General features: G+C 72.7%; 4 protein-coding genes and 1 pseudogene. 3 read left to right on the forward strand and 2 right to left on the reverse strand.

Features of this window, described 5'->3' with window-relative positions; genetic code table 11:
* A pseudogene (locus E1281_RS40815) lies at window positions 1-2656 on the forward strand (hypothetical protein); the annotation flags it as partial.
* Here E1281_RS40815 and E1281_RS35525 read toward each other — a convergent pair.
* Both E1281_RS35525 and E1281_RS41515 read right to left on the reverse strand, forming a co-directional pair.
* On the reverse strand, window positions 2653-3036 hold the full coding sequence (locus E1281_RS35525; RefSeq protein ID WP_131884088.1) for a phage holin family protein: 384 nt from the start codon (window positions 3034-3036) through the stop codon (window positions 2653-2655). The pseudogene E1281_RS40815 and the gene E1281_RS35525 sit on opposite strands and share 4 nt — an antisense overlap.
* Before the next feature lie 131 nt (window positions 3037-3167).
* On the reverse strand, window positions 3168-3665 hold the full coding sequence (locus tag E1281_RS41515) for a hypothetical protein (protein WP_207943691.1): 498 nt from the start codon (window positions 3663-3665) through the stop codon (window positions 3168-3170).
* A 197-nt stretch (window positions 3666-3862) separates the two neighbouring features.
* Here E1281_RS41515 and E1281_RS35535 point away from each other — a divergent pair, with 197 nt between their 5' ends.
* Together E1281_RS35535 and recQ are read left to right on the forward strand one after the other, a co-directional pair.
* The gene (locus tag E1281_RS35535; protein ID WP_131884089.1) at window positions 3863-4522 is read left to right on the forward strand and encodes an HAD family phosphatase; all 660 of its coding nucleotides are present in this window, start codon (window positions 3863-3865) and stop codon (window positions 4520-4522) included.
* A 45-nt stretch (window positions 4523-4567) separates the two neighbouring features.
* Entirely contained in the window at window positions 4568-6397 is a 1830-nt protein-coding gene (recQ, locus tag E1281_RS35540) for a DNA helicase RecQ (protein ID WP_131884090.1), read from the forward strand.
* Window positions 6398-6668: the final 271 nt, after the last annotated feature.

Below are 6668 nucleotides of genomic sequence, written 5' to 3' on the forward strand. Positions count from 1 at the left end.
CCCGGAGGACGACCCCGCCCCAAGCGGCGCCACCCTCGCCGACGAAGCCGCGGAGATCACCACCCCCGAGACGGAACCAGAGGACGACCAAACCCTCGTTGACGAAGTCGCGGAGAAGGCGGAGACCACTCCCGACGCCGCCACGCAATCCGAAGGCGCGTCCACCGACGCTGCCGCCGAGACGGAGGAGGCGGGGGACGCGGAAAGTGCGTTCGACGTCGTGGAGGGCGAAGGCGCTTCTCAGGGGGACCTCGATGCCGGAAGCCCGGAGGACGAGGGAGCGGCGGGCGGGCTGGATCCTCGGGCCGGGTTCGGGACCATGCCGCTCGACGGGGTCGCGGACGAGCCGACGCCGCCGCTCGGGACGGAGGCCGCCGAGGCCGGCTGGGGCGGGGCCGAGCTGGTCGAGGATGTGTACGGGCCGCTGACCGAGTTCTACGAGCGGCTCGACGCGCGGTTGAGGGAGGTGCCCGAGGACGTCCCGCCGGCCGGCTGGGCGCCGCACATCGCGGCGATGCGGGCGTTGCGGGAGGAGCGGGTCGCGGGGGACTGGGAGGTCCTCGCCCGGTTCCTGGTCGCGCCCGGTTCCCTGGAGGAGGCGGAGGAGCTGAGGCTCGTCCCGGCGCGGGAGGACGAGGTCGTCCACGAGATCGTCCGGGAGCTGGCGGCGGCGGACGGGCGGGGGCTGCTGGTCGCGCCCACGCCGGAGCGGGCCGCCGAGCTGCTGCGGGGGCTGGAGAACGACCCCGAGGTCTTCTCCCTGTTGATCGAGACGCGTCCGGCCACGGCCGAGGCCGCCTCGGTGGAGACGCAGCCGGTGCCGCCGGTGGAGGAGGCCGTCGAGGCACCGCCGATACGGGAGCCCAATTCCCATGGGACGGTCGAGTTCCGGCCCGTCGTGGGGCGGCCGGAACCGGGTGAGGGCTCGGCGTCGGTCACCAGGGCCGAGCCGCTGCCTGTGGAGCCGGAAGCGGAGCCCGCCGTCCCGGAGGAGGGGCCGTCCGCTCCGGAGACGCGGGTGCGGTCGGCGGCGTTGCGTCCCGTCGGCGAGGCGTGGCGGCAGTCGTGGGACACGGAGGTGCGGCTACTGCGGCGCGGGCTGATGTCACTGGAGCAGTGGCCCAGGGACGCGGCGGCGTTGAAGGCGGTCCAGTCCGAGAACCTGCGGCGCGGCGAGGCGCTTGAGGCCGAGCGGGCGACGATGTCCACCGCGATCGAGGAGTTCCGCAACGCGGCCGCCGCCGCGGAGCAGGCCGCCGGGGAGGCCGACGCGGAGGCGGAGCGGCTCGCCGCCGAACAGGCGGAGGCCGAGGAGGAGCTGACCGGCCCGCGCGCGGAGGCGGAGCGGCTGCGGACGATCGCCGACGAGGCCGCCGCCGAGGCGAGCACGCTCACCCGGACGGCCGACGCGTCCTACGCGCGCTGCGTCCAGATGGACGAGCGCGCCAAGACCGCCCAGGCGGAGTTGCAGGCCGCGCGGCAGGCGGAGGCGTCCCTGACCGACGAGCTGGCGCGGGCGCGGGAGGCCCTTCCCGGCGCGGCCGAGGAGGCCCACCGGCTGACGGCGGCGGACGCGGACGCGGCGGCCGAGGGGCACGCCGCGTACTACCGGCTGGTCTCGGCGGAGTCGGCGCTGGCGGCGGTGCGCCGGAAGATGACGCTCGGCCAGCGGCTGCATGTGGCGTCGCCACCGTCGGACCTGAGGAGCCTGCGCGCGGAGGTCAAGGCGAGGACGCGCGACGCCGACGAGGCCGCGAAGCGTGCGCGGGAGGCCAAGGACGCGGCGGAGAACGCGGAGCGGGTCCGGCGCGGGCTCGCGTCGTTCGTGTCGGAGGGCGGGGCGCGGCTGAAGGCGGCTCAGGAGGCCCAGGAACGCCTCGGCACGGAGCTGGCCTGGCTGGCGACGGAGCGGGAGACCGCGGGCGCCGAGCACCAGGAGCAGGCGCGGCTGGCGTCGGAGTCGGTGGAGCGGGCGACGCAGGCGGGCATGCGCGCCCGCGCCGCGCAGCAGGCCGCGCAGGAGATCGAAGACAGGGTGACCGCCGCCCGGACGTCCCGCGACAAGGCCCTCGCGGCGGCGGGACGGGCCCGGTCGCACGCGGAGACCGCCACGACGCGGGCGGCGGAGACGGAGGCGGCGCTCGAACGCCGCACGGCCGAGGGCGCCGCGGAGATGTCCGCCCGCGAGGCCGATCTGGAGACCGCGCAGCGGACCGAGGCGCGCTCGCGGGAGAACGTCCTGGAGATCTGCGGCGCGGACCCGGTCGAGGACCCCGACGTCGTCCCGGCGCATCAGCGCCGCGCGATGGCCCGCATCGAACAGCTCACCGGCTACCTCGGCCACGGCCGGCCCGCGGCGAGCGATGTGCTGCTCCGCACCGCCGACCTCGTCGTCGGTACCCCGGTCGGCATCGGTCTGACCGCCCGCGACGAGGAGTTCGACGCGCTGATCGTCCCGGACGCCGGGGAGATCACGGACGCCGAGTTCCTCATCGGCGCCGTCCGCACGCGCCGCTGGATCCTGGTGGGCGCGGCCGACTCCCGTCCGCCGGACTACCGGGAGTACGCGGACGCCCCGCCCGGCAGGCCGGAGGACGGCCCGTTCGGCCGCGCCGCGACCGCCGCCCCCCACCTGCTGGAACGTCCGGAGGGCTAGTCCTTGTCGTCCTTGTCGGGGACGAACAGGTGGAGCAGCCAGCCGACCACTCCGACGACGATGGCGCCCCAGAAGGCGGGCCAGAACCCGGTGACGTGGAACGGCAGCTCCAGTTCCCCGGCGAGCTCGCTGGTCAGCCAGAGCAGCAGGGCGTTCACGACGAGGCCGATCAGCCCCAGCGTGATCACGTAGAAGGCGCAGCCGAGCGTTTTGATGACCGGCTTGATGACGGCGTTGACCAGGCCGAAGATCACGGCGACGGCGACCAGCGTGAGCGCCCGCCGGCCGGCGGAGTCGCCCTCGACCGAGATACCGTCGACGAGCATGGTGGCGACCCACAGGGCCACCGCTGTGATGCCTACTTTGAGAAGAATCCGCACACAACGATGATGACCTGATCAGGCCGGATCAGTCGTCCCTCCCTGCGGCGATTAGGAGGACGCCCTCGTCATCATCCAGAACGAGCCGTCTCGACTTCGAGTGGGGGGCGCGCCCCACGCGCGTCGCCCGGTCAGTCGTTCCGGGAGAAGAAGGGGGAGGCGGCGGGGTTGCTCCGGCGTCCCCCGGCGACGCGGGTGTCCTGGACCGTGGCGACCGGCTCCCGCCGGGGCAGCGGCCCGGTGTTGCCCGACGGACCGGACGGCGCCGGACCGGACGGGCCCGAAGGCGCGGGCCTGGGACGGGAACCCTGCCGCGCCTGGGCGAGTTCGCGCTCCAGGCGGCGCTTCTCGGCGACCAGGGTGGTGAGCGACTCCTCGTGCTCGTCGCGGAGGTCCCGCAGGTCGCGGCGGACGCGGATGCGGCGGGCGGTGCCGGTGAAGGCGAGCGTCATCCCGAGGAAGAAGACGATGGCCACGGCCGCTCCGGCGCCGAAGACCTGCCATTGCTCGGACACGCCGGGCACGGTCTGGCCGAAGACGACGAGGTCCGCGGACCCGGTGTTGTCGAGGACGACGCCGACACCGGCGGCGATGGCGGCCGCGACCAGCAGAAAACCGAGGAACACCATGGGCAGATCTCCTCTGCAGTGACTCCGGAGTGGGGACGGAGGCCCCCACCATGCCAGACCGAAACTGGATCATGTCGTATTCGTCGGATAAATCCAGGTCAGTGGGTATTCGTCCGAACCAATGCGCAAGGTTCCCCTGTGACCGCACCGGGTAATGATCGTTGCCGGAGGTCTACCGAGAACCAGTGGAGGAACTCATGCCCGTGCAGGCAGTCGTGTTCGACCTGGACGGCGTCCTGATCGACTCCGAGCCCCTGTGGGAGGAGGTGCGGCGCGCGTACGTCGCGGACCACGGCGGACGCTGGCTGCCCGACACGCAGGAGCGCCTCATGGGCATGAGCACCGACGAGTGGGCCCGCTACCTCGCCACCGACCTCATCGACGGCGTCACGCCGGAGCAGGTCGCCTACGAGGTGATCGACCAGATGCTCCAGCGGTACGAGTCCGGGCTGCCGCTGCTGCCGGGGGCCGAGGCCGCCGTCCACCGGATGGCCGGGTACCGCCCGCTCGGCCTCGCCAGCTCGTCGCCGCGCGCCCTCATCGACCTGGTGCTCGGCAAGCTCGGGGTGGACGGCCTGTTCCGCGCCACCGTGTCCACCGAGGAGGTCGACCGCGGCAAGCCCGAACCGGACGGGTACCTCACCGTGGCCGCCCGGCTGGACGTTCCGGGCGGCGCCTGCGTGGCCGTCGAGGATTCGAGCAACGGGCTCCGCTCGGCGCACGCCGCCGGGATGACGGTGATCGCCGTCCCGCGTCCGGCGCACCCGCCCGCGCCGGACGCCCTGGAGCTGGCCGCGCACGTCGCCGGCGATCTCGACGAGCTGACGCCGGAGTTGGTGGAGGTTATCCACAGGTAGAGGTTCTCGGGGGCGGGGGGCGCCGGGCGCTCATAGTATGGGCCGATGGCTTCCCCCGAGATCCCGGAGACCCTCGACACCCTGCGGCGCGTGTTCGGGTACGACGCGTTCCGGGACGGCCAGCGGGAGATCATCGAGCACGTCGTGTCCGGCGGGGACGCGCTCGTCCTGATGCCGACCGGCGGCGGGAAGTCGCTGTGCTACCAGATCCCCGCGCTCGTCCGGAAGGGCACCGGGATCGTCATCTCGCCCCTCATCGCCCTCATGCAGGACCAGGTGGACGCGATGCGGGCGCTCGGCGTCCAGGCGGGCTTCCTCAACTCCACCCAGGACCTCGACGAACGCCGCGTCGTCGAGGCGCAGTTCGTCGCCGGCGAACTCGACCTCCTCTACCTCGCGCCCGAACGGCTGAAGCTCGGCTCGACCGTCGAGCTGCTCGACCGCGGGACGGTCTCGCTCTTCGCGATCGACGAGGCGCACTGCGTGTCGCAGTGGGGGCACGACTTCCGTCCCGACTACCTGATGCTGTCCGGCCTGCACGAACGCTGGCCGGACATCCCCCGCATCGCCCTCACCGCGACCGCCACCGAGGCCACCCGGGCCGAGATCGCCTCCCGCCTCCAACTTGAAGACGCCCGGCATTTCGTCGCGAGCTTCGACCGCCCGAACATCCAGTACAGGATCGAGCCGAAGACCGACGCCAAGCGCCAGCTCCTGCACCTCCTCCAGAGCGAGCACAAGGGCGACGCGGGCATCGTCTACTGCCTGTCCCGCAACTCGGTGGAGAAGCACGCCGCGTTCCTCACCGAGAACGGCATCGAGGCCCTCCCCTACCACGCCGGTCTGGACGCGCGGACCCGAGCGGCGAACCAGGCGCGCTTCCTCCGCGAGGACGGCCTGGTCATCGTCGCGACCATCGCGTTCGGCATGGGCATCGACAAACCCGACGTCCGCTTCGTCGCCCACCTGGACCTGCCCAAGTCCGTCGAGGGCTACTACCAGGAGACGGGGCGCGCCGGACGCGACGGCCTCCCGTCCACCGCCTGGCTCGCCTACGGGCTCCAGGACGTCGTCAACCTGCGCAAGATGATCGACGGCGGCGAGGGCGACGCCGCGTTCCGCCGCCGCCAGGCCATGCACCTCGACTCGATGCTCGCCCTCTGCGAGACCGTCGAATGCCGCCGCGTCCAGCTCCTGAACTACTTCGGCCAGTCCGGGGAGCCGTGCGGCAACTGCGACACCTGCCTGACACCGCCCGAGACGTGGGACGCGACCGTCCCGGCGCAGAAGGTCCTGTCGGTGATCGTCCGGCTCGACCGGGAGCGCCGCCAGAAGTTCGGCGCCGGGCACATCATCGACATCCTGCTCGGCAAGAAGAGCGCCAAGGTCATCCAGTTCGACCACGACTCCCTGAAGCCCTTCGGCGTCGGCACCGAACTGCGCGAGGCCGAATGGCGCGGCGTCGTCCGCCAGCTCCTCGCCCAGGGCCTGATCGCCGTCGAGAGCAACCACGGCACGCTGCTCCAGACCGACGCGAGCGCCGGCGTCCTGCGCGGCGAACGCGCGGTCATGATGCGCCGCGAACCCGAACGTCCCGCCACGAAGGCGGCCAAGGCCGCCAAGGACCGCAAGGCCCCCGTGGAGCTGCCGGACGAGGCCATGCCGATCTTCGAGCGCCTCCGCGCCTGGCGCGCCGCCACCGCCAAGGAACAGGGCGTCCCCGCCTACGTCATCTTCCACGACGCGACCCTCCGCGAGATCGCGACCGCCCTCCCGACGTCCCTGACCGAACTGGGCCGCGTGAACGGTGTGGGCGAGAACAAGCTGGCCAAATACGGCAACGAAGTCCTGGAAGCCCTGACCACCCCTGCCTAGCACCGCCCCACGCGGCGCCGCCCTGGCCGACCAGGTCACGGAGACCCACGACCGCCCGTCAGCCATGTCCGGTCCGCTCTTGGGTGGGCGTGGAGCCCATTCCCAGAGTTCTCCCAGGAATCCGCAGGGGTTTCTACCAGGCGCCGCCGATTGCATGGGTTCCATGCGAACCAACCGCAAGACCCTCGCCACCGGGTTTGGCGCCGCCGGGCTCCTCGGTCTCGGCCTCTATCTCACGGTCCCCGCCGCCGCGGCCGACCCCGCCCCGTCC

Origin of the sequence: Actinomadura sp. KC345, assembly GCF_004348515.1 — a bacterium.
Taxonomy (GTDB): domain Bacteria; phylum Actinomycetota; class Actinomycetes; order Streptosporangiales; family Streptosporangiaceae; genus Spirillospora.

Excerpts from the sequence above, each read along its gene's own strand:
- E1281_RS41515 (WP_207943691.1), bottom strand. The coding sequence starts at position 3,665 with ATGGTGTTCCTCGGTTTTCTGCTGGTCGCGGCCGCCATCGCCGCCGGT.
- E1281_RS35535 (WP_131884089.1), top strand. The coding sequence starts at position 3,863 with ATGCCCGTGCAGGCAGTCGTGTTCGACCTGGACGGCGTCCTGATCGAC.
- recQ (WP_131884090.1), top strand. The coding sequence starts at position 4,568 with ATGGCTTCCCCCGAGATCCCGGAGACCCTCGACACCCTGCGGCGCGTG.